At 63.2% G+C, this 24840-nt stretch carries 25 protein-coding genes; 10 read left to right on the top strand and 15 right to left on the bottom strand.

The features are described 5' to 3' along the window. The first annotated feature begins 90 nt into the window (after positions 1-90). The 3 genes from NKI49_RS24715 (at position 91) to NKI49_RS24705 (ending at position 3114) form a co-directional block, all read left to right on the top strand. Complete coding sequence (locus tag NKI49_RS24715) at positions 91-1455, top strand: Nramp family divalent metal transporter (protein WP_352606913.1); 1365 nt, start codon at positions 91-93, stop codon at positions 1453-1455. A gap of 46 nt (positions 1456-1501) precedes the next feature. Then, positions 1502-2344, top strand: a complete 843-nt coding sequence (locus NKI49_RS24710) for a protein-L-isoaspartate O-methyltransferase family protein (protein WP_352606915.1) — start codon at positions 1502-1504, stop codon at positions 2342-2344. A gap of 119 nt (positions 2345-2463) precedes the next feature. Further along, complete coding sequence (locus NKI49_RS24705; RefSeq protein WP_352606917.1) at positions 2464-3114, top strand: dihydrofolate reductase family protein; 651 nt, start codon at positions 2464-2466, stop codon at positions 3112-3114. A 57-nt stretch (positions 3115-3171) separates the two neighbouring features. Here NKI49_RS24705 and NKI49_RS24700 read toward each other — a convergent pair whose 3' ends face one another. After that, entirely contained in the window at positions 3172-4038 is an 867-nt protein-coding gene (locus NKI49_RS24700) for a LysR family transcriptional regulator (protein WP_352606919.1), read from the bottom strand. Positions 4039-4158: 120 nt separating this feature from the next. Between NKI49_RS24700 and NKI49_RS24695 the strand changes: the two genes are divergently transcribed. Beyond that, positions 4159-4758 carry a LysE family translocator gene (locus NKI49_RS24695; RefSeq protein ID WP_352606921.1) on the top strand — a complete coding sequence of 200 codons (600 nt, stop codon included), beginning with the start codon at positions 4159-4161 and terminating at the stop codon, positions 4756-4758. A gap of 148 nt (positions 4759-4906) precedes the next feature. Here NKI49_RS24695 and NKI49_RS24690 read toward each other — a convergent pair whose 3' ends face one another. Further along, a complete protein-coding gene (locus NKI49_RS24690; protein ID WP_352606923.1) occupies positions 4907-6085 on the bottom strand; it encodes an MFS transporter in 1179 nt (392 codons plus the stop codon). 202 nt (positions 6086-6287) lie between these two features. Between NKI49_RS24690 and NKI49_RS24685 the strand changes: the two genes are divergently transcribed. The 4 genes from NKI49_RS24685 to carB all read left to right on the top strand — a co-directional run bounded on the left by NKI49_RS24685 (position 6288) and on the right by carB (position 12307). Further along, positions 6288-6644, top strand: coding sequence for an ArsR/SmtB family transcription factor (locus NKI49_RS24685; RefSeq protein ID WP_352606926.1), 357 nt, complete (start codon positions 6288-6290; stop codon positions 6642-6644). A gap of 108 nt (positions 6645-6752) precedes the next feature. Beyond that, entirely contained in the window at positions 6753-7508 is a 756-nt protein-coding gene (locus NKI49_RS24680) for a metallophosphoesterase family protein (protein WP_352606928.1), read from the top strand. A 287-nt stretch (positions 7509-7795) separates the two neighbouring features. Next, positions 7796-8584 carry an SH3 domain-containing protein gene (locus NKI49_RS24675; protein ID WP_502899606.1) on the top strand — a complete coding sequence of 263 codons (789 nt, stop codon included), beginning with the start codon at positions 7796-7798 and terminating at the stop codon, positions 8582-8584. Between the two features lie 219 nt (positions 8585-8803). Continuing rightward, positions 8804-12307, top strand: coding sequence for a carbamoyl-phosphate synthase large subunit (carB, locus tag NKI49_RS24670; protein WP_352606932.1), 3504 nt, complete (start codon positions 8804-8806; stop codon positions 12305-12307). A 123-nt stretch (positions 12308-12430) separates the two neighbouring features. Here carB and NKI49_RS24665 read toward each other — a convergent pair whose 3' ends face one another. The 4 genes from NKI49_RS24665 to NKI49_RS24650 form a co-directional block, all read right to left on the bottom strand. Beyond that, on the bottom strand, positions 12431-13879 hold the full coding sequence (locus NKI49_RS24665) for a hypothetical protein (protein WP_352606934.1): 1449 nt from the start codon (positions 13877-13879) through the stop codon (positions 12431-12433). Positions 13880-13951: 72 nt separating this feature from the next. After that, positions 13952-14170 carry a DUF262 domain-containing protein gene (locus NKI49_RS24660; protein WP_352695797.1) on the bottom strand — a complete coding sequence of 73 codons (219 nt, stop codon included), beginning with the start codon at positions 14168-14170 and terminating at the stop codon, positions 13952-13954. Positions 14171-14440: 270 nt separating this feature from the next. Then, the gene (locus tag NKI49_RS24655; RefSeq protein ID WP_140721848.1) at positions 14441-14833 is read right to left on the bottom strand and encodes a RidA family protein; all 393 of its coding nucleotides are present in this window, start codon (positions 14831-14833) and stop codon (positions 14441-14443) included. A 71-nt stretch (positions 14834-14904) separates the two neighbouring features. Continuing rightward, positions 14905-15366, bottom strand: a complete 462-nt coding sequence (locus tag NKI49_RS24650; RefSeq protein ID WP_352606939.1) for a DUF6644 family protein — start codon at positions 15364-15366, stop codon at positions 14905-14907. A gap of 79 nt (positions 15367-15445) precedes the next feature. Between NKI49_RS24650 and NKI49_RS24645 the strand changes: the two genes are divergently transcribed. Continuing rightward, positions 15446-15766 (top strand): DUF1476 domain-containing protein, encoded by a 321-nt coding sequence (locus tag NKI49_RS24645; RefSeq protein WP_027026735.1) that lies wholly within the window; start codon positions 15446-15448, stop codon positions 15764-15766. 255 nt (positions 15767-16021) lie between these two features. Here NKI49_RS24645 and NKI49_RS24640 read toward each other — a convergent pair whose 3' ends face one another. The 8 genes from NKI49_RS24640 to NKI49_RS24605 all read right to left on the bottom strand — a co-directional run bounded on the left by NKI49_RS24640 (position 16022) and on the right by NKI49_RS24605 (position 22988). Further along, positions 16022-16573, bottom strand: a complete 552-nt coding sequence (locus NKI49_RS24640; RefSeq protein WP_352606941.1) for a DUF4142 domain-containing protein — start codon at positions 16571-16573, stop codon at positions 16022-16024. Positions 16574-16805: 232 nt separating this feature from the next. Beyond that, positions 16806-17549, bottom strand: coding sequence for a DUF899 family protein (locus tag NKI49_RS24635; protein WP_352606943.1), 744 nt, complete (start codon positions 17547-17549; stop codon positions 16806-16808). Positions 17550-17689: 140 nt separating this feature from the next. After that, positions 17690-18115, bottom strand: coding sequence for a lysozyme inhibitor LprI family protein (locus tag NKI49_RS24630; RefSeq protein WP_352606945.1), 426 nt, complete (start codon positions 18113-18115; stop codon positions 17690-17692). Between the two features lie 159 nt (positions 18116-18274). After that, positions 18275-19099, bottom strand: coding sequence for a carbohydrate ABC transporter permease (locus NKI49_RS24625; protein WP_352606947.1), 825 nt, complete (start codon positions 19097-19099; stop codon positions 18275-18277). Positions 19100-19116: 17 nt separating this feature from the next. Continuing rightward, positions 19117-20073, bottom strand: coding sequence for a carbohydrate ABC transporter permease (locus tag NKI49_RS24620; RefSeq protein ID WP_352606949.1), 957 nt, complete (start codon positions 20071-20073; stop codon positions 19117-19119). Between the two features lie 56 nt (positions 20074-20129). Next, a complete protein-coding gene (locus tag NKI49_RS24615; protein ID WP_352606951.1) occupies positions 20130-21398 on the bottom strand; it encodes an ABC transporter substrate-binding protein in 1269 nt (422 codons plus the stop codon). 148 nt (positions 21399-21546) lie between these two features. After that, complete coding sequence (locus NKI49_RS24610) at positions 21547-22035, bottom strand: GNAT family N-acetyltransferase (protein WP_352606953.1); 489 nt, start codon at positions 22033-22035, stop codon at positions 21547-21549. A gap of 5 nt (positions 22036-22040) precedes the next feature. Continuing rightward, positions 22041-22988: a transglycosylase SLT domain-containing protein gene (locus tag NKI49_RS24605; RefSeq protein WP_352606955.1), complete on the bottom strand. Its 948-nt coding sequence runs from the start codon at positions 22986-22988 to the stop codon at positions 22041-22043. A gap of 181 nt (positions 22989-23169) precedes the next feature. On the opposite strand from NKI49_RS24605, the gene NKI49_RS24600 reads away from it, so the two are divergent. Then, positions 23170-23739: a methylated-DNA--[protein]-cysteine S-methyltransferase gene (locus tag NKI49_RS24600; RefSeq protein WP_352606957.1), complete on the top strand. Its 570-nt coding sequence runs from the start codon at positions 23170-23172 to the stop codon at positions 23737-23739. Positions 23740-23878: 139 nt separating this feature from the next. Here NKI49_RS24600 and NKI49_RS24595 read toward each other — a convergent pair whose 3' ends face one another. After that, a complete protein-coding gene (locus NKI49_RS24595; protein WP_352606959.1) occupies positions 23879-24781 on the bottom strand; it encodes an MBL fold metallo-hydrolase in 903 nt (300 codons plus the stop codon). Positions 24782-24840: the final 59 nt, after the last annotated feature.

Below are 24840 nucleotides of genomic sequence, written 5' to 3'. Positions count from 1 at the left end.
AAAGCATACACAATGAAATATAGCATATTGCATAATGTTGAGCCCGAGCGTAGATTAAAGGCATCTCCAAAGGCCGCGGAAAGCCCTTCCATGTCAGAAGCAGAAGTCACAGCCCCCCGGTCCGCTTGGCATTTCGCCAGACGGGACGAGGACGACCAGCCCAGCCTGCGCGAGGTCAATTCCTCCATCGCGGTGCCGAGTTCGGGCGTCTGGTTCCGTCGCCTGTTCGCCTTCATGGGTCCGGGCTACATGGTCTCGGTCGGCTATATGGATCCCGGCAACTGGGCGACAGACCTCGCCGGCGGCGCCCAGTTCGGTTACACGTTGCTGTTCATCATCATGTTGTCCAACCTGATGGCGATCCTGCTTCAGGCGCTGGCCGCCCGGCTCGGCATCGCCACCGGCCGCGACCTCGCCCAGGCCTGCCGTGCCTATTATCCCCGTCCCGTCAATTTCGTGCTGTGGATCGCCTGCGAACTCGCCATCATCGCCTGCGACCTCGCCGAGGTGATCGGCACCGCGATCGCGCTGCAGCTCCTGTTCGGCATTCCGCTGATCGGCGGCGCCATGCTCACCGCGCTCGATGCTTTCCTCGTGCTGCTCCTGATGAACAAGGGTTTCCGCTATCTGGAAGCCTTCGTCATCGCGCTGCTGATCGTCATTTTCAGCTGCTTCGCCATCCAGATATTCGTCGCCGCCCCGCCCGCCGGCACGATCCTGCACGCCATGTTCGTGCCGTCGTCCGAAATCGTCACCAATCCGGCGATGCTCTACATCGCCATCGGCATCATCGGCGCCACGGTCATGCCGCACAATCTCTATCTGCACTCCTCCATCGTGCAGACCCGTGCCTATGAACGCACCGAAGCCGGGAAGCGCGACGCCATCAAATGGGCAACCACGGACTCCACCATCGCCCTGATGCTGGCCTTGTTCGTCAATGCCGCCATCCTGATCGTGTCGGCCGTCGCCTTCCATGACACCGGCCATCACGATGTCGCCGAGATCGGCCAGGCCTTCGAGCTGCTGTCGCCGCTGCTGGGCCTCAGCATCGCCTCGATCCTGTTCGCCGTGGCGCTGCTCGCGTCGGGCCTGAACTCGACGGTGACCGCGACGCTGGCCGGTCAGATCGTCATGGAAGGTTTCCTGCGGCTGCGCATTCCGCAATGGGCGCGCCGGCTGCTGACGCGCGGCCTCGCCATCATCCCGGTGGTGATCGTCACCGCGCTCTATGGCGAAAAGGGCACCGGCCAGCTGCTGGTGTTCAGCCAGGTGATCCTGTCGATGCAACTGCCCTTCGCGGTCGTCCCGCTGGTGCAGTTCGTATCCGACAGGAAGAAGATGGGCAGCCTTGCCATTCCGCGCGGCGTCGCCGCACTGGCCTGGATCGTCGCCGCGGTCATCCTCGTGCTCAACTTCAAGCTGCTCTACGACACGATGTTCGGGGTCAGCTGAGGAGGTAGTTTCCGCGGCAAATCAATCCGCGCTATCTTCCTCCGTCATGGCCAGGATCGAAGACATCAGGAGCTTCTACGCGCGGCTCATGGCCGCCAATGCCGGCTCACCCGATCCGCGCCTGGAGGAGGTTTTCGCCGAGGTGCCGCGCGAAGCCTTTCTTGGCCCCGGGCCATGGAGGGTGATTGCCGGCAGAGGCGTGGTCACGACGCCAAGCGCCGATCCGGTCCACATCTACCAGAACGTGCTGGTGGCGCTCGACACCGACAAGGGCATCAACAATGGCGAGCCGTTCCTGCACGCCATGTGGATCGGAAAACTGGCACCGGAACCCGGCGAGGCCGTCACTCATATCGGCGCCGGCACCGGCTACTACACCGCTTTGCTGGCCAGGCTGGTTTCACCCGGCGGCACTGTGACCGCCCTGGAACTCGATGAAGACCTGGCCGGCCTCGCGCGCAAAAATCTCGAACCCTACGCCAATGCGACCGTCGTCCATGGCGATGCCGTCACGGCGTCGTTGCCGCCGTCCGACATTGTGTATGTCAACGCCGGCGTCGCGGCACCCCCGGCCGCATGGCTGAAGGCGTTGCGCCCCGGCGGCCGCATGATCTTCCCCTGGCGTCCGGCCGAACGCGTGCCGCTGGCGGTGATGGTGACCCGCACCGAAAAGGGCTTTGCCTGCGACCCGTTCATGCGCTCCTGGTTCATTCCATGCTTCGGTGCCTCGGTCACGGATCTCGCGGCGAAAATCCCGACACGCGGGCAGGCCGTACGCAGCCGTTCGATCTGGCTGACGAGCGACAGGGCGCCGGACCACACCGCCACCGCCATCTTCGGCGACGTCTGGTTCTCGTCGAAAGCCCTTGGCGCCAAACCCGGCAACTGACGCGGCAATGGCGTGCTTGCCCAAAATTTCCTGGACCCTGTCGGAACCGGTGCGGGCCGTCCGTCCTTGGGCCATAGTCCGGCCGCGACGGCGTGGATGGACACAACAGGAGAGCACAAATGAGAAAGATCATCGCCGCGACATTCGTCAGCCTCGACGGCGTCATGCAGGCGCCGGGCGGCCCGGAAGAGGATCCGGTCGGCGGCTTCAAATTCGGCGGCTGGACGTTCCACTACTTTGACGAGGTGGCGGGCGCGGCAATGGATGAATTATTCTCCAAGCCCTTTGCCCTGCTGCTCGGCCGCAGAACCTACGACATCTTCGCCGCTTACTGGCCGTACCAGAAAGATCCGATCGCGGATGCCTTCAACCCTGCGACCAAATATGTGGCGACGCATCGGCCGGATTCACTCACCTGGCAGAACACGCAATCGCTTGGGCCGGATATCGTCGCGACATTGCGCCGCCTCAAGCAGGAAGATGGACCTGACCTGCTCATCCAGGGATCGGGCAATCTGATCCAGACCTTGCTCGCCAACGGGCTGATCGACGAGATCCGGCTGATGATCTTCCCGCTGTTGCTGGGCAAGGGCAAGCGGCTGTTCGGCGATGACGCGATGCCGGCCGCCTTCAAGCTTACCAAGTCGCAGACTTCCAGCACCGGCGTCATCATGGCGACATACGAGCGCGCGGGCGAGATCAAGACGGGGTCATTCGCCCAGGACAAGCCGTCGGATGCCGAGCTCGAGCGGCGCAAGAACTGGAAGTAGCACGACCTGGGTTCCTCGCCCTGCCCGGGGCGGGGAGAGGAACCCAGATCCTGCCTCTCAAGCCGCCTGTGGCCGCCGCGCCAGCCCGTCGCGTATATGCCGTGCGAATTCCTTCACGGCCGGCGCCGCGCCATGCCCTGGCAGGTGCAAATTGATCGAAAAATTCGGCAGCGGTGGCAGGCCGGTCTCGAACGGCAATATGTCGAGATCGGGCGGTACAGTGGAGGCCAGCCAGGCGGTGACGGCAAGGTCCGAACGGACCGTCGCCGTCGTCGCATCGATGTTGCCGTTCTCGAACACCGTGCGCCATTCCAGTCCATGCTCGCCGAGCGCCGAAAGCACCGCCGGGCGGAAAGCGCAGGTGTCGGCGACGATCGAGACCGGCAGTGGCCGCTTGGCCCGGGCAACGCCGCCTTTGGCGCCTACCCACACCAGCCGGTCGACGGCAAGGCACTCGCCGGCCGTCGGGCCGACCGGTTCCTCGATCACGGCAAGGTCGATGGTTCCGGCCGCGAGCGCCGCCGTCAGCTCCGGTGACGAGGCGCAGACAAGCGATATCTCGACCTGCGGATAGGTCTCGGCATAGGCCTTCAGCACCGGCGCCAGCAAGGTGCCGACAAGGTCGTAGGGCACGCCGAGCCGCACCTGGCCGGCCACCGCGGTGCCCGCCATCTCGGTCCAGATCTCGTCATTGAGGCCAAGCAGCCGCTTGCCCTTGCCGAACAGGCGCTCGCCGGCGCGGGTCAGCCGCAGGCCGCGCCGGTCGCGCTCGAACAGGCTGGAGCCGAGCGCCTCCTCCAGCCGCTTGACCTGCTGGCTGACGGCGCCCTGCGTCAGGTGCAGCGCGTTGGCAGCCGCCGTCATGCTGGCCTTGTCGGCGACGGTGACGAAGGTACGGATCAGCGCCATATCGAGATTTCGCATAGCCGGCATTATGCTTGCTAATGCCGACCATGGCAAACATTGCATTTACTGAAGTTAGCATGTGGCTACGATGCAGCCTTCGCATGAACAAAAGCGCATCGACGCTTCAGAGGAAGCCGCATGATCGAGCCCATCATTCCACTCGTCCTGTTTGCGATCGTTGCCACCACCACGCCCGGCATCGCCACGACACTGTCGACGGCGTCCGGCGCGCAGTTCGGTTTTCGCCGATCCGTTCCCTTGCTGATCGGCAGCGCCGCCGGCCTCGCCACCGTGACGGCCGCCGCCGCCGCCGGGCTTGCCGGCCTGCTGCTTGCCCTGCCTTCGCTGCAACTGGCGATGAAGATCGCCGGCTCGCTCTATCTCGTCTGGCTGGCGATCAAGATCGGCCGCAGCGGGCCGCCCGATCTGGAGGTGACCATGGCCAAGCCGAATAGCTTTCTCGGCGGCGCCGGCATCCAGTGGATGAACCCGAAGGGCTGGGCCATGGGGTTGGGCGCCGCGGCCTCGTTCGCGGCACTGGCCAGCGGACCGATGCAGCTTGCACTGCTGCTCGGCGCCACCTTTGGCCTTGCGGCGGCTGCCTCGCTGTCGCTGTGGTGCGTGGCCGGCATGCTGCTTGCCCGCCTGCTCAAGACCGAGTGGCAATGGCGCGCGCTCAACATCGTGCTTGGCCTGGTGCTTGCCGCATCGATCATTCCGATGTGGCGGTCGGCGTAGAGGCAAACGCCGCGGCAGCTTCTTTGTCCTGAACGAGAACAGCGCGCCTTGCAGAGCTTGGGTCGGCGCTCCCGCCGCACTGGACGAGATCGCCGCGCTGGATTTCGACCGGCCGCCGGCCTGAGCTGGCCGACGGCTTCAGCAAGGTCTACTCGGCAGGCATGGCAACTGGCCTCGCCAGCATCCGGCCGGCCAGTATGATGCCGAGCCCGATGATCGGGAAAACTGCCGCGACCAGGCCGAGATCGGCCGGCGCGCCAAAGCGAAGCACTACGCCGCCGACCACCGCGCCGAGCGCCACGCCGAGATAGAGTGCCGAGGCGTTGAGCGACAGCACGATCGGGGCAGCGTCCGGGGCGAGCTTGATGATGCGGCTGGCCTGCGCCGGCGGGAAGGCCCAGCCGACGATGCCCCACGGCACCATCATCGCCATCAGCGCCGGTCCGGCGATGTGTCGCGGGAGGAAGGTCGGGATGACCGACAGCATGACCAGCATGGCGGCACTCAGCACCAGTGACCAGCCGACGGTGCGGGTGGCGCCGAAACGGTCCGCCGCCTGGCCGCCGGCAATGTTGCCGATAACGGCGCCGATGCCGAAGGCGAGCAGCATGCCGGGCAGCGCGATCTGGCTCAGCCCGCCGCCCTCGATGGCGAGCGGCGCGACATAGGCAAAGACGCTGAAGGCGCCAATCAGCGCCAGCAATGTCGTCACCAGGATCGGCATCACGCCGGGCCGCATCGCCGCCGCCAGCCGGCGCTTCAAGGGCAGCTTTGTGCCGACGATGCCGCGCGGCAGCCGGTACCACAGGATGGCGCCGGCCAGCGCGCCAAGGCCGGCAATGGCATAGAACGTGCCGCGCCAGCCGGCGATCGCCGCGATCAGCGCGCCGAGCGGCGCACCGACCGCGACCGCCACCGTGGTTCCGCCGACGACGACGGCAATGGCGCGGGCCCGGTGATGGTCGTCGACCAGCGCCACCGCGGTGCCTTGCGCGGTCGCCGCGAACAGGCCCGACGACAGCGCCATGACGATGCGCGCGATCAGCAAGATCTCGAAGGAAGAACTCATCGCCGCTGCGATGTTGCCGATGACGAAAAACACCAGCGTCCACAGGATGACACGGCGCCGGTCCCATTCGCCGGTCAGCGTCGCCAGGACCGGCGTGCCGATCGCATAGGCGAGCGCGAAAGCGGTGATCAGCGTGCCGGCGAGCGGGATGGAAATGCCGGCATCCCGGGCGATGTCGGGCAGAAGGCTGGAGATGACGAAACCTTCGGTCGAGATCGTGAACGATCCGAGCGCAAGCCAGAAGAGACGCTTGTCCATGGGAATGTCCTTAGTTCAAAGGTTATTGAACAATTGGACATAACAAGGCATCCTGTCAATGAGCCAGGGAAAAATAGCAGAACCATCCTGACAGCACTGTGTCAGCAGCTGGGCCAGCGCGGCCGCGAAACGGAGGAACGATGTACGGCCGGGACGGGACAGACGCGTTGAAATCGGTCGGAACTGCGCTTAGGTTCCAGCCATGACCTTGCCCCACCCCAATACGGACCAGATCAGCCTGCCGGTCGTGCTTGGCGTGCTCGGCGATCCGACGCGGCTCGCCATCGTGCGCTATCTCGCCAGCAAGCAGGGCGTGCCGTTGAACTGCAGCCAGTTCCTCGAGTTCGGCTCGAAGACCAATCTGAGCTATCACCTGGCCAAATTGCGCGAGGCCGGCGTCACCCGCGCCGAGGTGGTCGGCACCAACCGCATGATCACGCTGCGCCGCGCCGACCTCGACGCCCGCTTCCCCGGCCTGCTCGACAGCGTCATTGCCGCTGCCGGCGACGACCCCGCGCTGCCGGCGGTTGGCGGCCATGATTTGGAAGTGCCGGTTTAAAGCTGTCCTCTCCCTCGCGAAGCGACACTCCCGTAGGGCGAGGAACCCAAGTCCCGATAGGTTTGCTTTTCTGACCAGCCATTTGTGAACCTACGGAGCCTCCCAAAAATGCGCATTGCCGTCCTCGCCGATATCCATGGCAACGTGCTCGCCCTCGACGCCGTGCTTGACGATCTGCGCCAACGCGGCGGTGCCGACCTGACCGTCAATCTCGGCGACAGCGTTTCCGGCCCGCTATGGCCGCGCGAGACGTTTGACCGGCTGCAAGCGCTGAACCTGCCAACGGTGCGCGGCAACCATGACCGCCGCGTCGCCGTGGATCCGGCCGACGAGACCATGTGGGCTTCCGACGTCTACGCGCAGGAACGCCTGACGGAGGCGCAGCGCCAGGTGCTCTTCGCCCAGCCGCTGACGCTGGAGATCGCGCCCGGCGTGATCGCCTTCCACGCCCGCCCCGACCATGACGAGAAATACCTGCTCGATACGATCGCCGATGGCCGTCTGATGCGCGCGCCGCTGGCTGCGATCCGGCGGCGGCTGAAGGCGCTCGACCCCTGCCGCATCGCGCTGTGCGGCCACAGCCACCGCGCCGAGCTGATCCGCATCCCCGACGGCCCGGTCATCTTCAACCCGGGCAGCATCGGCTGTCCCGCCTACGACGATTCGACGCCGCCGGCGCATGTTTCCGAACAGGGCTCGCCGCACGCGCGCTACGGCATCATCACCTTGGGCAGCGCCGGACGGCCCGACCGTTTCGAAACGATCGCGGTCGACTACGACCATGAGGCCGCCGCGCGCCAGGCCGAACAGGCGGGGCGACCCGAATGGGCCCACGGACTGCGCACCGGATTCATGCCAGGCTGAATGCACTTGCATTCGTGCCGTCAAGCTGAACGCTCTTGCATTCAACGCCAGTTGAATGCACTTGCATTCATACACCCAGCTTTGCTCATGCCGGGCTGAACGCCGGCGTTCCACAGCGCTTCGAGAAGGCCCGATCATCTCGGTTGTAGACACGGCGCCGCGCCGTCGCTTATAAAACCGGCTTCGTGTGCGGCAGCGTTTTGGGTCTGGCGGTGCCTTTGGGAATACAATCTATCTGCCACGGCCTGACAGGGCGCCGAATTACACTTCGCAAAGCGCTCTACGCATTGATCGCCGTTCCGTTGCTGCTGACGGCGCTCCATGCCGAAGAGGCGCCCTTCATCTCCATCGTCACCGGGCTGGCGCCGGACGACCTGCTCAACGTCCGCAGCGAGCCATCGCCGATCGGCAAGACCGAAGCCCGTCTGGCCGCTGGCGCCAGCGTGAGAAACCTCGGCTGCAACGATATTGGCGGGCGTCAATGGTGCAAGATCGAGTCCGACAATCCGAAGGCCATCGGCTGGACGCCGGCGCGCTATCTCTTGCCTGTCAATCCGGCGACCGTGCCCGACCAGCCGGCGGACGCAGCCGCCGCGACCGATGCCGGCGAAGCTCCCGCCCAGCCGCCGCCGGCGCCGCCGCCCGACCTCACCGCGCGCCTCGGCGCGGCTGATCCGGCCGCCCCCGAAAAATCCATGAAATCCGCCGCCGTCACAGCCATGCTGGATGCCTACGGACTGGCGCTGGCGGCGGCTGAACCCCCGCCGGCCGCTCTTGTCCCCGGCGCTATCGAAATTCCCTGCGCACGCAATGTCGGCCAACCCATGACCCTTTGCGCGGCAAGCGTCGTGCACAAGGGCTCGGACAAGGCCGACATCACCGTGACCTGGCCCGATGGCGGCACCCGCGTCATCTCCTTCGATGGCGGCCTGCCGGCCGGCTCGGACGCCGGCAGCGAGTTCCGCTTCACCCGCGAGGGCAGCCTGAGCATGATCCGCGTCGGCGTCTCAGAGCGCTTCGAGATCACGGATGCCGTGGCGTTTGGTTTGCAAGGCAGTAGGGCAATAGGGCAGTAAGGCAGTATGTGAAGTGCCTGGAGTGACTGCCCTACTGCCCTACTGCCCTACTGCCCTACTGCCCTACTCCCCTACTCCCATTCATTTTCGGGGTTACATCGGGCAAAACTCTTCCCTATAAGGCCCTCCTAGCCTGATACCAGAATCGCGAGCACAACCGGCCGGGTCTTCCCGTCCCGGTTTTTTGTGCAAGCCGCCCGCCGAACGGAACTTTTCGACATGCCAAGACGCACCGACATCAAGTCGATCCTGATCATCGGGGCCGGCCCCATCGTCATCGGCCAGGCTTGCGAATTCGATTACTCCGGCACCCAGGGCTGCAAGGCGCTGAAGGAGGAAGGGTTCCGCGTCATCCTGGTCAATTCCAACCCGGCCACCATCATGACCGACCCGGAACTGGCCGACGCCACTTATATCGAACCGATCACGCCCGAAGTGGTGGCCAAGATCATCGCCAAGGAGCGGCCGGACGCACTGCTGCCGACCATGGGTGGACAGACCGCGCTCAACACCGCCCTGTCGCTGCGCCGCATGGGCGTGCTGGAGCGCTACAATGTCGAGATGATCGGCGCCGACGCGCATGCCATCGACAAGGCCGAGGACCGCGCGCTGTTTCGCGAGGCGATGAAGAAGATCGGCCTGGAGACGCCGAAGTCGATGCTGGCCAACGCCACCGACGTCAAGAACGCCGACCGCAAGACGCACGAGGCCGAGCGCGCCGCGCTGAAAGCCGAGAAGCCGGAAAATCTCGACGCCGCGCTCGACGCGCTGGAGACGCGCTGGAACCTCGGCGAAGGCGACCGCAAGCAGCGCTACATCAGCCATGGCATGGCGATCGCGGCCCAGGCGCTCGACCATGTCGGCCTGCCGGCCATCATCCGCCCGTCCTTCACCATGGGCGGCACCGGCGGCGGCATCGCCTACAACCGCGCCGAATTCTACGACATCGTCCAGTCCGGCCTCGACGCCTCGCCGACCACCGAAGTGCTGATCGAGGAAAGCGTGCTCGGCTGGAAGGAGTATGAGATGGAGGTCGTCCGCGACAAGGCGGACAATTGCATCATCGTCTGCTCGATCGAGAACATCGACCCGATGGGCGTGCATACGGGCGATAGCATCACCGTCGCCCCTGCCCTGACGCTGACCGACAAGGAATACCAGATGATGCGCAACGCCTCGATCGCGGTGCTGCGCGAGATCGGCGTCGAGACCGGCGGCTCCAACGTGCAGTTCGCCGTCAACCCGGCCGACGGCCGCCTGGTGGTCATCGAGATGAACCCGCGCGTTTCGCGCTCGTCCGCCCTGGCTTCGAAGGCGACCGGTTTCCCCATCGCCAAGATCGCCGCGAAACTCGCCGTCGGCTATACGCTGGACGAGCTGGAGAACGACATCACCGGCGGCGCGACGCCCGCCTCCTTCGAGCCGTCGATCGACTACGTCGTCACGAAAATCCCGCGTTTTGCCTTCGAGAAATTCCCCGGCGCCGAGCCGGTGCTGACCACCGCCATGAAGTCGGTCGGCGAAGTCATGGCCATCGGCCGCACCTTCCAGGAATCCTTGCAGAAGGCTTTGCGTGGACTGGAAACCGGCCTGACGGGCCTCGACGAGATCGAGATCCCCGGCCTCGGCCATGGGACAGCGATCGCCAGCCATGCCGACGACCGCAACGCCATTCGCGCCGCGCTGGGCACGCCGACGCCCGACCGGTTGCGCATGGTGGCGCAGGCGATCCGCATGGGCACCTCGCTGGAAGACGTGCACGCCATGTGCAAGATCGACCCGTGGTTCCTCGAGCAGATTGCCGGCATCCTGGCCATGGAAGCTCGTATCCGCGAGCACGGCATCCCCGAGGATGCCGTCAATCTGCGCATGCTGAAGGCGATGGGCTTTTCGGACGCCCGCCTCGCGTCGCTGACGAAGACAGACGCCGAAGTGATTCAGAAGGCTCGCGAAAAGCTCGACGTTCATCCGGTTTATAAGCGCATCGACACGTGCGCCGCCGAGTTCGCCTCGCCCACCGCCTACATGTATTCGACCTATGAAGTGCCGTTCGCCGGCGCGCTGGCAAACGAGGCGCAGGTCTCGTCGCGCAAGAAGGTGGTCATCCTCGGTGGCGGTCCCAACCGCATCGGCCAGGGAATCGAGTTCGACTATTGCTGCTGCCACGCCGCCTTCGCGCTGCGCGACGCCGGCTATGAAGCGATCATGATCAACTGCAACCCGGAGACGGTCTCGACCGACTACGACACCTCGGACCGGCTCTATTTCGAGCCGCTGACGGCCGAGGACGTGCTGGAGATCCTGCGTGCCGAACAGGCCTCGGGCGAGCTGGTCGGCGTCATCGTCCAGTTCGGCGGCCAGACGCCGCTGAAGCTGGCGGACGCGCTGGAGAAGGCCGGCATCCCGATCCTCGGCACCTCGCCCGACATGATCGACCTGGCCGAGGACCGCGACCGCTTCCAGAAGCTGCTGCACAAGCTCAACCTCAGCCAGCCCAAGAACGGCATCGCCTATTCGGTCGAGCAGGCCCGCCTCGTCGCCGGCGAGCTCGGCTTCCCGCTGGTGGTGCGCCCATCCTATGTGCTCGGCGGCCGCGCCATGCAGATCATCCATGACGAGGGCATGCTGCAATCCTACCTGCTCGACACCGTGCCCGGCCTGGTGCCGGAGGACATCAAGCAGAAATACCCCAACGACAAGACCGGCCAGATCAACACGCTGCTGGGCAAGAACCCGCTGCTGTTCGACACTTATTTGTCGGGCGCCATCGAGGTCGATGTCGACTGCCTCTGCGACGGCAAGGCGACTTTCGTATCGGGCATTCTCGAACACATCGAGGAAGCCGGCATCCATTCGGGCGACAGCGCCTGCTCGCTCCCCGTTCACTCGCTGCCTTCCGATCTGGTTGACGAGCTGGAGCGCCAGACCGCCAGCCTTGCCCGCGCGCTCAATGTCGGCGGCTTGATGAACGTGCAATATGCGATCAAGGACGGCACGGTCTACGTGCTGGAGGTCAACCCGCGGGCGTCACGCACGGTGCCCTTCGTCGCCAAGACCATCGGCCGGCCCATTGCCAAGATCGCCGCCCGCATCATGGCCGGCGAGAGCCTGGAAGACGCCTTCGCCCATTACGGCGCCATGCCCGACCCCAGGAACCCCGGCCATATCGCGGTCAAGGAAGCCGTCTTCCCCTTCGCCCGCTTCCCCGGCGTCGACATTTTGCTCGGCCCGGAAATGCGCTCCACCGGCGAGGTCATGGGCCTCGACCGCGATTTTGCGCTTGCCTTCGCCAAGAGCCAGTTAGGGGCCGGCGTCGACCTGCCACGCTCCGGCACGCTGTTCGTCTCGGTGCGCGACGAAGACAAGAAAGGCATCTTGCCGGCGGTCAAGCGCCTCGCCGGCCTCGGCTTCAAGGTGATGGCCACCTCAGGCACCGCCCGCTTCCTCGCCGAAAACGGCGTCGTCGCCGAAAAGATCAACAAGGTGCTCGAAGGCCGGCCCCACATCGAAGACGCCATCCGCAACCGCCAGGTGCAGATCGTCTTCAACACCACGGATGGCCAGAAAGCCGTGTCGGACTCGAAGTCGCTGCGCAGGGCTACGCTGATGCAGAAAGTGCCGTATTACACGACGCTGTCGGGTGCGGCCGCGGTGGCGGAAGCGATTGCCGCGCTGAAGGCGGGGAGCCTGGAGGTCAGGCCGTTGCAGGAGTATTTTGCTTGAAGTCTACTTCCCTCTCTTCTCGTGGGAAAAGGTGCATCGTCGAGCTAGCGCCGCGACGGATGAGGAGTACTGGAAGCACGAAGCGTTGGCGATCCGGCCGATATCCCTCATCCGTCGCGCTGACTACCCATACGCGCGAATAAATGTAGCCAGCGACTTTGGGTCTACCAAAGAATTCTTGTTGCCTTCTCTTACAAAATAATTTCCATTAAAGTTACTTACTTCAGATTGACCAGAAGAAGTTAAAACAATTATATGCTTACTGTAGTATGATATAAGCCGAATATTCTTTTGAGCATACGTCTTCAAAGGCTCCGACAGGCCGGACTGCTTTATTTTATTGGTTATTGTCATCAGGTACTTGTCTAAATTACCTCCAACAAACCCCTGTTCGTGGTCTATTCCGGTAATTTTAAAATTGGCAAATTCGATAGCTTTAACCCCATACAATTCCAGAACTCTAGCCGCGTCTGCATCCTTATCCGCAACACCAATAATAACATATCCCCTCTTGTTCGGGGCGTTATTGGCCATGGCCACCAAGGTCTCCATCACCTTGTCGAAACTTCCTTCATCACATTTGTCCTCTCCATTCAGGCGGATGAAGCCTATTTTGAAGTCGTAGGCGGCTTGCTCTGTTTTCGAAGCCGTTAGGATACCCTCAAACTGCGTAAGCCAGCGACTGCGGGTAGGATCGCCCTCTTCCAAATCGACAAAGGATTTTTCAAGAACAGCTACTTGACGCACGACCTCGTTGTGACGGTCCTCAGCTCCCCAGCGCCCTCCTTCAGGAATATTGATCTTCTCCCCTATGCCTTTAAGCCGGCCAACTAGGTCTGCGTAGCTAGAAACTTTCTTGTTGTTTTTAATCAACAATTGGAAAAAGGCCAGAAACAGAACCTGGAAATACCTAGGCGCCCTCTCTGTGAATTTTCCAAAAATCATTTCTGAAAACGTGAGTCCGGCATCTTCCATCAAAGTCCTAATATCATTTAGAACTAAAATAAAATCCGAAACTATATTGTCATCTCCATACTTTAGGATGGAGTTTTCCATGTCGCTATAGCGCGTCTTAGAAGCTTCATTGTCTCTAGGAGAGAAATAATCGTCAATATACTCGCTTCTTGACGGAGGGGGGTTATCCGATATCATGTACGCAATAAGATCAGAAACAATCTCTTCGTCTCGACTCTCTCGAATTTGGTCTTTTGTCAGTATTCCATTTTTAACCCAAAAAATATCTTCAATAGCTAGGCCGTAACTCAAACCTTTTGAGTTGATGCTGATCTGTTTCATGTCATTCAAAGGTAAACGGACTTCGCTAGATACATCACCTCGAACTTCGATCGATATACGCCGCACAACCTCGGCAAATTTTCCTAGAGCGCCTGCTGTCCGCAAATCTTGCCTCGACAGTTTTCGCCCCCCAGAATTGATCCGACGAAATACCTCTTCAATTTGCTCATCGCTTTCCGCCTCAAATATCGACAGCGGAATATCATACGATGCAATATTCACACTCGTCTGACGTGCAAGTATAGGCTCGTTTTGATTAATAACGCCTTCATCCATCAATTGTTTAGTAAAGGCAGTTGACGAAAGATCGAAATAGCCATCTGGGATTTGGTATTCATTTTCAATGAATCAAAATATGAAATTCAGTCGTTGAAGACCATCTATTATTTCGTATCCCTTAGCGTCTTTCGATGATTTTTCAGCCAGGAGTATGATAGGTACAGGGTATCTATTGGATATGGAATCTACAAAGAATTGCTTCTCATCTAAGGTCCAAACTAGCTTACGCTGGTATGACCTATTTACCAGAAATTGCCTGTCACGATAATTTGCAAACAGACGCTCCACGGTATCTCCGCGTACTGTCAAATCCCATTTTTCTGCTTTCTCAACCACGCGACCGCGCCTCCCGATTTGCTTGTACTTTCTTATTGATAGGCGCTTTCTGAAATTTGTAAAAGCGCGCGGAGATCGTACGGTCTACGCTGGAAGGCGTGAAGTACCTCCTCCGTTTGTAGAGCGTAACGAGATCGGGGGCTGGAGGAAACGAAGCGTTCTGCCAATCCGCCACCTCCGGCAACACCTTGCTCCATAAGAGAACAAGGAAGAGCCCAGCCCTCACCCCACCGCGACACACTCGATCTCGATATCAAACTCCATCGGCCACGAAGCCACCGGCACGAAACTCCGCGCCGGCGGGTTGACGCTGAAGTACCTGGCATAAACCCGGTTGATCGCGTTGTAGAAGCCGGAATTGACGGCGTAGATGCGCACCATCACCACGTTTTCCAGCGAGGTGCCGGCCGCTTCCAGGCAATGTTTCAGCGCCTTCAGCGACGCCTCGGTCTGCACCTCGATGTCGCCGCGCACCATCTCGCCGGTCACCATGTCCACCGGCGGCGTCGCCGAGATGAACACGAAGCCGTTGGCCCTTACCGCCGTCGAACAGGGCAGGCCGAGCGCCCGCACCTTGTCCGACATGACGGGCACTTCGATGACTTCCTTTTTCATGGTGATGCTCCCTGGGTTTGGGGGAGCTTATCCGCCCGGCTTGGGAAGGCCAGTGCCGGCGCGTGGTTTGGTCAGAAAAAACCGATGAACCGTCCGGCGAAAAGCACGGAGGTCCACAGCAGCATCGAAAGCAGAACGGTCCCGCCTGCCGGCTCGTCGCCGCCTGTCACGGGCCGGAAGCGCGTGAAGGCGAGGAAGTTGACGCCGGCGACAAGGATGAGCACCATCTTGGCGAGGAAAATCGGCATCGCCGCATAGGTGCTCGCCTTGACTGAGAACAGCAGCGAGCCCGTGACGAGCGCGCCCGCGAACGCGACCAGCGCGGTGCGGCGCAGCAGCGCGACGAACGCCGCGCGCGGCAGCGAGCGGAAGGCGCCGCAGATCCTGAGATCCATGAGGAGGACGCTGGTCAGCAGCGCCCCGATCGACATTATGTGGAGCGCATTGACGATCGGGTAGGCGAAGGACGAGCCCTTCAGCCACCGCGCCACGGCGAGTTGCTCGATGCCGGCGGCCTTGTTAATGACATCCATGCGCGCCACTCTTGCCTCTCCCGGCCGCTCCTCCCGCGGAAATCGGCTGAAGATGGACCCGAACATCCCGAGGCAGACGATGAGCAGTATGAAAGACCGTCAGGAAGGTTTCGAAAAGAAGTTTGCGATGGACGAGGAAACGAAGTTCAGGGCCATGGCGCGCCGCAACAAGCTGCTCGGCCTGTGGGCCGCCGAAAAGCTCGGCAAATCCGGTGCGGACGCCGACGCCTATGCGAAGGAAGTGGTGCACGCGGACTTCGAAGAGGCAGGCGACAACGATGTGTTCCGCAAGGTACGCGCCGATTTCGACGCGGCAGGCATCGCCCAGTCGGATTCCCAGATACGCGCCGCCATGGAAGACCTGCTGGCAACCGCGGTCGAGCAAATCAGAACGAGCTGAGCAAGCGTTCCTGGATAGGCCGGTGCCGCCCCTCATCTGGCTGCCGCCATCTTCTCCCCGTATAGTGACGGGGAGAAGGGACTTGGCCGCTACGCAGGCGCTGGTTCTGCAACGTAGGAGATTGGCGAAATCATCGGCGCAGGCTTTTTTCTCCCCGTCGTTATACGGGGAGAAATGCCCGGCAGGGCAATGAGGGGCGGCGCCAACACCGCTATTTTGACGCGCGCGCCGTATCTCAACGGAAGCAGGCTCCCCTCAACCCTGATGCGCGGCACCCAGTTCCTTCACGTGCTTCTCGTGCATCTTCAGCGTCGGCAGGGTCTTCTTGGCGAATTCCTTCATCGCCGGGTCGTCGCCCGATTTGGCGTAGGTGCTGAACAAGGCGACGGCATCCTTGTGGGCTTCGGCCTGCATGGTGATGTATTTGCCGTCGAAGTCCTTGCCGCTGGCGGCCTTGAGTTCATCGAGCTGGCCCTGCTCATTCGCCTGCAGCGCGGGGCCGGCCGGCTTGGTCGAGGCGGTGGTCTGGCCTTGGGCGAGTGCCGCCTTGAAGTCCTCGCCGGCCTTGGTGTGGTCCTTGATCATCTGTTTGGCGAAGGCCTTGACGTCGGCCGAGGCGGATTTCTGCTCGGCCAGCTTGCTCGACTCGATCTCGAACTCGTTGGCGCTGGGCACCGTCTTGACGAAGGTCTGGGTGTCGACCTTGCTGTCGGTCGCCAACGGCGTCGTTTGGGCGGTGGATTGGGTAAGCGCGGCGGGCGCGCCGGCGAGCAAGGCCGCGGCTGTCATGGTCAGAAGCGTTTTCATCTCCATATCCTCCGATCGGATCATGTTCCCTCGGATAGGCAAACGCGGCAGATGCGGCGAGGTTGCGCTTCCCTCTCTTGTCGTCGTGGGAGACGATGCATGCACCCTGGAGCAATTCCAGGAAAAGTGTGAAACGGTTTTCCCGGGAAAAGCGCACAGCGCTTTCCCTTGGGAATTGCGTTGAAACAAAGAGTTAGAGCGGTTCACCGTTTCCGTGAAACGATGAACCGCTCTAATGGCAGCAGGCCTCGCCATATTGCAGCTGCTCGTTCCAGTTCGGCCGGCCTTGCGGGGTGAAATCCATCAGGTTCCACAGGATCTCGCAGGTGCCGATGGCGCGCGGGTCCTGCCCGGGCTCGGCCGGCGCGAAGCCCAGTTCCGACGACCAGAAATGGCGGATGCCGTCGCCATCGCGATGGAATACCGACAGCAGCGGGATCTGCGCACCGTCAGGCGCCTCCGCATTATAGTCGCGCTTGAAGCCGTTGGCGGCAGACGACACCAGCCGCATGTTCTTCCAGCCGCGGTCGCGGCCGAACGCAACCAGGTTTTCGAGCGCGGTTTTCGCCACCACGGCGAAATTGAAGCCGGCGGCTTCCAGATGTCCGACGGCCCCGTCGAACTGATCGAGCAGCGCCGTGCAGGACGGGCATGGCTGGTCCTGCCGCGCCAGCTTCGCCGTGGCGCCGCTGGTCGCCACGTCGCGCTTCTCCAGCGGATGGCGCGGGAACATCATCTGGTAGAGGATCAGCGTGTCCTTGCCGGGCGCGAACAGCTCCGACAGTTTTATCTTCGCCGGCCTGCCATCGGCATCCAGCCCGTCGAACGCATAATCCTGTGGCACCAGCCCGCCCGGCGGCAGCGCGCGCCGCGCCTCGGCGACGTCCTCCATGGCGCGGCGTAGCGCGATTTCCTTCTTCAGCAGCTTTTCGCGGGCGGTGCGGTATCTGGCGGATTCGTTGGGAAAGGTGATCATGATCGGCTCCCTGGGTCACGGCCGGCGTCCCGGCGCGGTTGCTCTACGACCCAAGGACGGTTCGCGACGGCCGGCTCCGACATTTCGCACACAGCGCGGCGATGAAGCAGCACGCCTTTCCCGAAGAGGCGCCGAGAAAACTACTGCGCCGCCGGCACCGGGCAATCCGTGTCGGCATCCTTGCAATCGAGGTAGCGCTGAAAATCCTTCAGCCTGATATCGGTGAGGGTCTCCTGGCAACCGAAAACGACCATCGGATACATGCTCCCGGCTGCATCGCGCGGGCCGCCCTGGAAACTGCATTCGGCGTCGCGGAAGGCGACCCAGGCGCGCTGCGCATCGACGAGCAGCTTCTTCGACGCCGCGTCGCCCTTCAGCCGGCCCTCGATCTGCTTGTAGGCATTGTTGAGCTTCTTGTCGGCTGCCTCGAACGCCTTGCCCGCGCACTCGTTCATGGTCGTCTGGTCCTGCGCGTTGGCGCAGTCATCGGCCCTTGCCGCGCCGGCAAAAAGCGGAACGGCGAGGATCAAGGTGGCCAGGCCGGTTCTGGAAAGCAACAGCCGCATGATTTTTTCTCCGGTTTCGGTCGAGCCCTCGCCCACGAGGCTGTGGGGCCGAAGCTTAACGCCAGAACTATTGCCGGCAAGACCAGGCCTGCCGCCTTGGTGGACGTTTCCTTTACTTGCCGGAGCAGGCCTGGGATGTCAGTCCATAGTACAGGCGCCTCAGCCCTTGACCCCGCCGGCGGTAAGGCCGGAGACGATCTTGCGCTGAAAAATCAGCACCAGCACCACCAGCGGCACCGTGACGATCACCGATGCGGCCATGATGTTGCCCCACGGGATCTCGAACTGCGAATTGCCGGAGAGCAGAGCGATCGCCACCGGAACGGTCCGCTGCGCGTTGTTGGAGGTGAATGTCAGGGCAAAGAGGAACTCGTTCCAGGCGCCGATGAAGGCCAAGATTCCGGTGGTCGCCAGCGCCGGCCACATCAGCGGCAGGAAGATGCGCGTGATGATGATCCACGGCGTCGCGCCGTCGAGGATCGCCGCTTCCTCGACCTCGACCGGCAGGTCGCGCACGAACGCCGTCAACACCCAGACGGTGAACGGCAAGGTGAAGATCATATAGGAGAAGATCAGCGCGAACAGCGAGTTGTAGAGGCCGAAGGTCCGCACCAGTTCGAACAGCCCGGCCAGCACCGCCACCTGCGGGAACATCGACACCGACAGGATGGCGAAGAGCAGCGCCGAGCGGCCGCGGAAGCGCACGCGCGCCAGCGCGTAGGCCGCTGTGACGCCGAGGAACAGCGAGAGCGCGACGACCGCGCCCGAGACCACCAGCGAGTTCACGAGGTTGTGCGCGAAGGCGCCTTCCGTCAGCACGTTCCTGTAATTGCCGAGGCTGAACGTCTGCGGCCACAGGTCGGGCTGGAAGAGCTCGGTGCCCGATTTCAGGCTGGTGACGATGGCGTAGTAGAACGGGAACACCGCGACGACGACGATCGCCAGCACCAGCAGGTAGAAGGCCGCGCGCCTCAGGATCCACATGTCAGCGGCCCCCCAATTCAGCGTCCTCCGTCCAGGCTGACCCGGCCGATCCGGATATAGGCCATGGTGAGAAGGGCAAGAATTAGGAACAGCAGCGTCGAAGCGGCCGAGCCATAGGCGAACTTGTCGAACTCGAACAGGTTCTCGCGCGCGAACACCGACATCGACTTGGTATGCACATTGTTGGGTGTCAGCACATAGATCAGGTCGAAGATGCGCAGCGCGTCGAGCGCGCGGAAGATCACCGCCACCATCACTGCCGGGCGGATCAGCGGCAAGGTCACCCGCCAGAAGATCTGCCACGGGTTGGCGCCGTCCAGTTTCGCCACCTCGATGATCTCGCGCGGCAGCATCTGCAGCGCCGCCAGGATGAGCAGCGCCATGAACGGCGTCGTCTTCCAGATGTCGACGATCAGCACCGCCGCCATCGCCGTGTCGGCGTTGGCCGTCCAGGCGATTTTGTCGTCGATCAGGCCGAGATTGAGCAGAACCACATTGATGATGCCGAACTGGTCGTTGAGCATCCATTGCCACATCTTGGCCGAGACGATGGTCGGGATCGCCCATGGGATGAGGATCGCCGCCCTGACGATGCCGCGGCCCGGGAAATCGGCATTGAGCACCAGCGCGACGATCATGCCGAAGATCGTCTCGCAGGTCACGGAGATCACCGCGAAACGCACCGTGTTCCACACGGCGTTCCACCAGACCGGGTCGGCCAGCACGCCGTCGTAGAGCACGCGGCCGCTCGGCATGCGGAGCACCGAGAAGTAATTGGCCAAGCCTGCCCATTGGCGGGCGTCGAGGTCGGCCAGCGAAGCGTCGGTGAAGCTGAAATAGACGGTGCGGGCGAGCGGCCAGCCGGCGGCGGCGGCGAGCACCAAGAGCATCGGCGTCAGGAACAGCCAGGCCGAGCGCACGCGCTGGCGCATCAGCCGCGAGCGCGGGCGGCGCGTCGCGGCGGTTTCAGGCATCGGCTCCGCTTCTGTCATCCCTCCCGCTGGGCGGGATATGGAGGCGTGTTGTGGCGTCACCAGCCGCGACCTTTCAGCCTGGTCAGCATTGCCTCGAGGTCGGCCAGATTGTCGCCGGCGGCGCCATCGCCCGACAGCGTGTTGTGGACGGCGTTCCAGAACTGGCTCGACGCCTCGTTGTACCTGATCTTGGCCGCGGCCGAGGGACGCGGCACCGCACTGAGAAAAATCTGCTTCCAGCGCGGAACGATCGGCTGTTGCCTGGCGATGTCGGCATCGTCATAGAGCGCCTGGATGGTCGGCAGGCTGGAGTTCCTCAGCGCGCGGTATTTCTGCATCGCGGGCGAGGCGATGAACTTGACCAGCCCGATCGCCGCATCCGGGTGCCTGGAATATTTGGACACAGCGAGGTTCCACCCGCCCAGCACTGCTGCCGCCCGCGCGCCTTCGCCGGTGCCGGCCGGCAGCGGCGCGACGTCGAACTTGCCCTTGATCGGCGAGCCTTCTGAATTGCCGAGCGCATAAGCGTAGGGCCAGTTGCGCATGAAGACCGCATTGCCGGTCTGCCACACGCCGCGCGATTCCTCTTCCTGATAGGCCAACACGCCGGGCGGCGCGATGGTCCCGACCCAGCCCCTGGCCATGTCGAGCGCTGCCGCCGCTTTTGAATTGTTGATGGAGATGGTGCCGTCCGGCTCGATGATCTGGCCGCCGCCGTTCGACATCACCCATTCGAGCGCATTGCAGGTAAGCCCCTCATAGGCATTGCCCTGGAAGACGAAGCCCCAGATATCCTTGTTGCCGGCAGCCCGCTCCTTGTCCATGACCAGCCTGGCGGTCTCGGTCAGCTCCTTCCAGGTGGCAGGCACCTTGGCGCCGTATTTGTCGAGCAGGTCCTTGCGGTAGTAGAGCGCCGGCGCATCGGTGAAGATCGGCAGCGCCACCAGCTTGCCGTTGACAGTCTGCGACTGAATGATCGAGGGGAAATGGGCGCCGACGACATCCTTGGTTGCCGCGGTCAGGTCGACGAGCTGGCTGGCTAGCTGCGGCGCCCAGATCACGTCGGTCTGGTAGACGTCGATGTCGCTGTTGCCGGCGGCAAGCCACAGCCGGTACTGGCCGAACTGGTCGGTCCCGGATGCTGGCATGACGACGATGCTGACCGTGTTGCCGCTGTCCTTCTCATAGCGGTCGAGGATTTCACGCAGCACCTTGATGCCGATGCCGGTGTCGCCCGAGACGATCGACAGCTCGACGGCTCGCGCCGGGGCGGCCGCAATCATCGCGGCAGCAACCAACGCGGCAAATGCGTGAAAGAGCCTCATGGCGCGGAGGATCTCCTCTGGAACGGCGACGCAAGCCTTCCAAGCGCCGGAAGCTCGTCGGACCCCTCCACCGTTCATTGAATGCGGAGCGGCGCTCTGGGTTCCCGAACCAAGCCGGTGAGCAGCGATGGACCGGGCCTCGGCGGCCTCAGCCTTCCCAGGCGACGGGCTGCATCCCCAGCCGCTCGTAGAGCCTGACGGCGGCGGCGTTCTCAACCGTGTTGGTCTTGAGATCGACACGCTCGGCGCCTCGTTCGCGAAAGATGGCAAAGACATGCCACATTAGCGCTTCCGCAACGCCTCGACCGCGTGCTTCGGGGTGAACGGCGAGATCCCTGACGAAGGCGCTCGCCCGGCACAGCGCCGCCGCCGCCAGCCGCCCCTTGGCGTCGATGACGAGGAAATACAGCGTTGGGTCGAATTCGGGGTCGCCTGATATACGCGGCCACCATTCGTCGAACGGGCCGTCGGCGCCATCGTCGAAAACTTCGGTCAAAAGCGCGTGCAGGGGCAGTGCGTCGCCGGGCTCGAAGCAACGCATGACGAAGCCCTCCGGCCAATGCGGCGCGACAAGCGTCTCGTCGAGGATCTTGCGCAGCCGGATGTCATTCGGAGCCGGCGGGCGCGGTTCAGACATTGCGCTCAGGCGTCGGGCTGCAGACGGCGGCGCTGGCGGTCCGTGCCGAGGCCGGTCGCATCGAGCAAGCCTTTACGCTTGGCGTCGAAGTAGTAACCGGTCTGGTAAAGCCAGTCGGCGCGCTTGGCATTGCCGTCCGACACCAGCCAGGCGCCGCGCAGATATTTGACCGCGTATTTGAGATTGGTCTCGGCGTCGAACAGGCCCCTCGCCGGTCCGTCGTAGCCCATGCCGCGCGCGGTCGCGTGCTTGATCTGCATCAGCCCCCAATGGCCATTGTTGTAGGCCTTGGGATTGTAGGTGCTTTCGCGGTTGACGACATGGCGCACCAAATCCACCGGCACCTGGTAGAGCGCGGCGTATTTCTGGATCAGCCGGTCGATGTCGCCGCGCACGCCGGTCGCATGCTCCTCTTCGGCCGGTGCAGCCGGGAACTGCACAAGGGCAGCCGGATTGCGCGGCACGACATAGGCGGCCTGCTGCACACCGGGCATGGGTTTCATGTCGCCCTTTGCGGTTGCCGGCACGACAAGCCCGGCCTCCGTATAGGTCGCGGTCGCATATGTCTCGGCCGACTTGGCCGGCAGACCTGCCCTAGCTGGCGGCGGCGCCTGCCAGGCGTTGGCGGTCATCACGGCGGATGTAGCCGGTGCAGCCGGGGTCGATCCGGCAAAGGCGGCGGTCACTGCGGCCGGCTGCGCGGCCGGATCGAGTGCCGGCCCGGCAGGGCCGGGCGCCTGCTCGGCCGTCTGGACAGGTGCGACGCCTGACGATTCCGGCAGCACCGCAACCGTCTCCGGCAGCGGCAACGTGAAGCCGGCGTCTGCGCCGGCGACAGTCGCGGTTTCGGTCAGGGATGGCGCCGCCTTCATCTGCGAGGTCGAGGTACAGCCGCTGATGCCGGCCGTCGCCACGATCACGCCGATCGCGATAAGGGTTTGTTTTGCTGGCAAGCCGCGCTCGGGTCCGGTTTGTCGGGTCGTTAAGAATTCCCTTACACCAGCGATTCATGACCGGCAATCAGGGCCACCAGGTGGTTTTCGGGTGGCGAGGCTCGAGGCCTGATGCCATATTGTTCCGGATATGTACCGGCGCGAATCCCGGTTTTCGCCACTTTGCGGAAAGGAGCGCATCATGGAAACGAGGTCTTCGATCACAGCTGGCCACACAGTGTTAGAAACAGTGATCGGATTCATGGGCATCGCCTGGAGCGAAAAGGGGCTGATCCGGCTCTGCCTGCCCGAACGCAGCCGCGAGGCGGTGGAGCGGCGGCTGATGCGCCATGCCGGTGTTTCCGCCTCCACCGCGCAGCCGCCATGGGTGGTCGAGCTGATCGCCGCGATCAAGGCTTACGCCGCTGGCGAGGACGTCGACTTCACCGGCTTTCCGGTCGATCTCGACGGCGTGGACGATTTCCGCCTCGCCATCTACGGCGAGGCGCGAAAACTCGGCTTCGGCGAAACCACCACCTATGGCGAACTCGCCAAGCGAGCCGGCCATGCCGGCCTGCCGCGCGAAACCGGGGCCGCCCTTGGCGCCAACCCGGTGCCGCTGGTCATCCCTTGCCACCGCATCCTTGCCGCCGGCGGCAAGATCGGCGGTTTCTCGGCGCCGGGCGGCTCCGTCACCAAGGAAAAGATGCTGGCCATGGAAGGCGTGCGCGTCGGCCCGCCGCCGCCGGCGCAGGTTTCCTTCGGGTTCTGAACCAGCGTTGGGCCAGCGCGCCAGGGGCCTGGATCATGGGTTGTGAGGCGCGCGAGCATCGGCTATCGCGCATCCCCGGCCGCCCTCCTCGGAGGTACCTTCGTAAGGTTAGCGGATCGGATCGAGGGTCGGCGCTTTGTCAGCCCCACTTCATCTCGCCCTTGGCGACCTTGGATCCAACGTCGAGGGCGACCCCCATGCCGAGGCCGGGGAACCGCGCCTCCATGGCAGTTTTCAGCGCCGCGCTGTCGGCTGCCTTGTTCAGCTCTTCCTCGAAGGCGAGGAGATAGGTTTTGGTGAATTCCACGGCCGAAGGACCAGTCTCGGCATCGGGCGTCATATGGCCAGGCACCACGACGGCCGGGTGGCGGGCGGCAACGGCATCCAGCGTCTTGACCCAGGCGGCACGACTTTCCCTGGTCTGCGTGTCGGCGGTCCAGACATGAACACCCGCGAAGATCATCACGCCGCCGAACACGGCATTGAGCGACGGCACGAACAGGTACCGGCGATTGGCGAGTCCATCCTCTGCATTGACGATCTCGATCGTCTCGCCGTCGATCGTGAGCGTTGCATCGTCGTACGCCTCGGGCAGGACGATGTCGGTCAGCGCCTGAGGGCCGTTTTCCTTCAATTGCGGGCCCCAGACCGCGAGCTTCTTCTCCACACTGTCCTTGATGGCCTCCAGGGTGGCTGAAGCGGCGATCACCCTTGCCTCCGGGAAGGCTTCCCGCACCGGCTTCAAGCTGAAGTAGTAATCGGGATCGGACTGGCTGACATGGATAGTGGTCAGCTTCTTGCCGGTGGCCTTGATGGCGTCCGCGAGCGCCTTGCCGTCCGGATAGGTGAAGCCGCCATCGATCAACAGGGCCTCGCTCGGCCCGGACAGCAGCACCGGCGCGCGGAAGAAGCCGTTCGGACCCGCTGGGAAATGTTTCCAGTCAAGCTTGCTGCCGGCGGCCTGGCCGCGCCCGGCGGAAGCGAGGACGGCGATTGCGCCGATGGCCAATGAGGTCTTCATGATCTGTCTTCTCGTGAACATGGAATAGCTCCTCGAATGGAATGGAATTGGGTCGCGGTGGCAATCCGCGGGTCCACCGC

Origin of the sequence: Mesorhizobium sp. M0587 (assembly GCF_040320945.1) — a bacterium.
GTDB lineage: Bacteria > Pseudomonadota > Alphaproteobacteria > Rhizobiales > Rhizobiaceae > Mesorhizobium.
The sequence above is the reverse complement of the archived record's forward strand: the minus strand, read 5'-3'. Positions and strand labels throughout refer to the sequence as shown.

What these genes read in the sequence shown, in the direction of transcription:
- NKI49_RS24715 (WP_352606913.1), top strand. Translation starts at nt 91, where the DNA reads ATGTCAGAAGCAGAAGTCACAGCCCCCCGGTCCGCTTGGCATTTCGCC.
- NKI49_RS24710 (WP_352606915.1), top strand. Translation starts at nt 1,502, where the DNA reads ATGGCCAGGATCGAAGACATCAGGAGCTTCTACGCGCGGCTCATGGCC.
- NKI49_RS24705 (WP_352606917.1), top strand. Translation starts at nt 2,464, where the DNA reads ATGAGAAAGATCATCGCCGCGACATTCGTCAGCCTCGACGGCGTCATG.
- NKI49_RS24700 (WP_352606919.1), bottom strand. Translation starts at nt 4,038, where the DNA reads ATGCGAAATCTCGATATGGCGCTGATCCGTACCTTCGTCACCGTCGCC.
- NKI49_RS24695 (WP_352606921.1), top strand. Translation starts at nt 4,159, where the DNA reads ATGATCGAGCCCATCATTCCACTCGTCCTGTTTGCGATCGTTGCCACC.
- NKI49_RS24690 (WP_352606923.1), bottom strand. Translation starts at nt 6,085, where the DNA reads ATGGACAAGCGTCTCTTCTGGCTTGCGCTCGGATCGTTCACGATCTCG.
- NKI49_RS24685 (WP_352606926.1), top strand. Translation starts at nt 6,288, where the DNA reads ATGACCTTGCCCCACCCCAATACGGACCAGATCAGCCTGCCGGTCGTG.
- NKI49_RS24680 (WP_352606928.1), top strand. Translation starts at nt 6,753, where the DNA reads ATGCGCATTGCCGTCCTCGCCGATATCCATGGCAACGTGCTCGCCCTC.
- carB (WP_352606932.1), top strand. Translation starts at nt 8,804, where the DNA reads ATGCCAAGACGCACCGACATCAAGTCGATCCTGATCATCGGGGCCGGC.
- NKI49_RS24665 (WP_352606934.1), bottom strand. Translation starts at nt 13,879, where the DNA reads ATGGATGAAGGCGTTATTAATCAAAACGAGCCTATACTTGCACGTCAG.
- NKI49_RS24655 (WP_140721848.1), bottom strand. Translation starts at nt 14,833, where the DNA reads ATGAAAAAGGAAGTCATCGAAGTGCCCGTCATGTCGGACAAGGTGCGG.
- NKI49_RS24650 (WP_352606939.1), bottom strand. Translation starts at nt 15,366, where the DNA reads ATGGATGTCATTAACAAGGCCGCCGGCATCGAGCAACTCGCCGTGGCG.
- NKI49_RS24645 (WP_027026735.1), top strand. Translation starts at nt 15,446, where the DNA reads ATGAGCAGTATGAAAGACCGTCAGGAAGGTTTCGAAAAGAAGTTTGCG.
- NKI49_RS24640 (WP_352606941.1), bottom strand. Translation starts at nt 16,573, where the DNA reads ATGAAAACGCTTCTGACCATGACAGCCGCGGCCTTGCTCGCCGGCGCG.
- NKI49_RS24635 (WP_352606943.1), bottom strand. Translation starts at nt 17,549, where the DNA reads ATGATCACCTTTCCCAACGAATCCGCCAGATACCGCACCGCCCGCGAA.
- NKI49_RS24630 (WP_352606945.1), bottom strand. Translation starts at nt 18,115, where the DNA reads ATGCGGCTGTTGCTTTCCAGAACCGGCCTGGCCACCTTGATCCTCGCC.
- NKI49_RS24625 (WP_352606947.1), bottom strand. Translation starts at nt 19,099, where the DNA reads ATGTGGATCCTGAGGCGCGCGGCCTTCTACCTGCTGGTGCTGGCGATC.
- NKI49_RS24620 (WP_352606949.1), bottom strand. Translation starts at nt 20,073, where the DNA reads ATGCCTGAAACCGCCGCGACGCGCCGCCCGCGCTCGCGGCTGATGCGC.
- NKI49_RS24615 (WP_352606951.1), bottom strand. Translation starts at nt 21,398, where the DNA reads ATGAGGCTCTTTCACGCATTTGCCGCGTTGGTTGCTGCCGCGATGATT.
- NKI49_RS24610 (WP_352606953.1), bottom strand. Translation starts at nt 22,035, where the DNA reads ATGTCTGAACCGCGCCCGCCGGCTCCGAATGACATCCGGCTGCGCAAG.
- NKI49_RS24600 (WP_352606957.1), top strand. Translation starts at nt 23,170, where the DNA reads ATGGAAACGAGGTCTTCGATCACAGCTGGCCACACAGTGTTAGAAACA.
- NKI49_RS24595 (WP_352606959.1), bottom strand. Translation starts at nt 24,781, where the DNA reads ATGTTCACGAGAAGACAGATCATGAAGACCTCATTGGCCATCGGCGCA.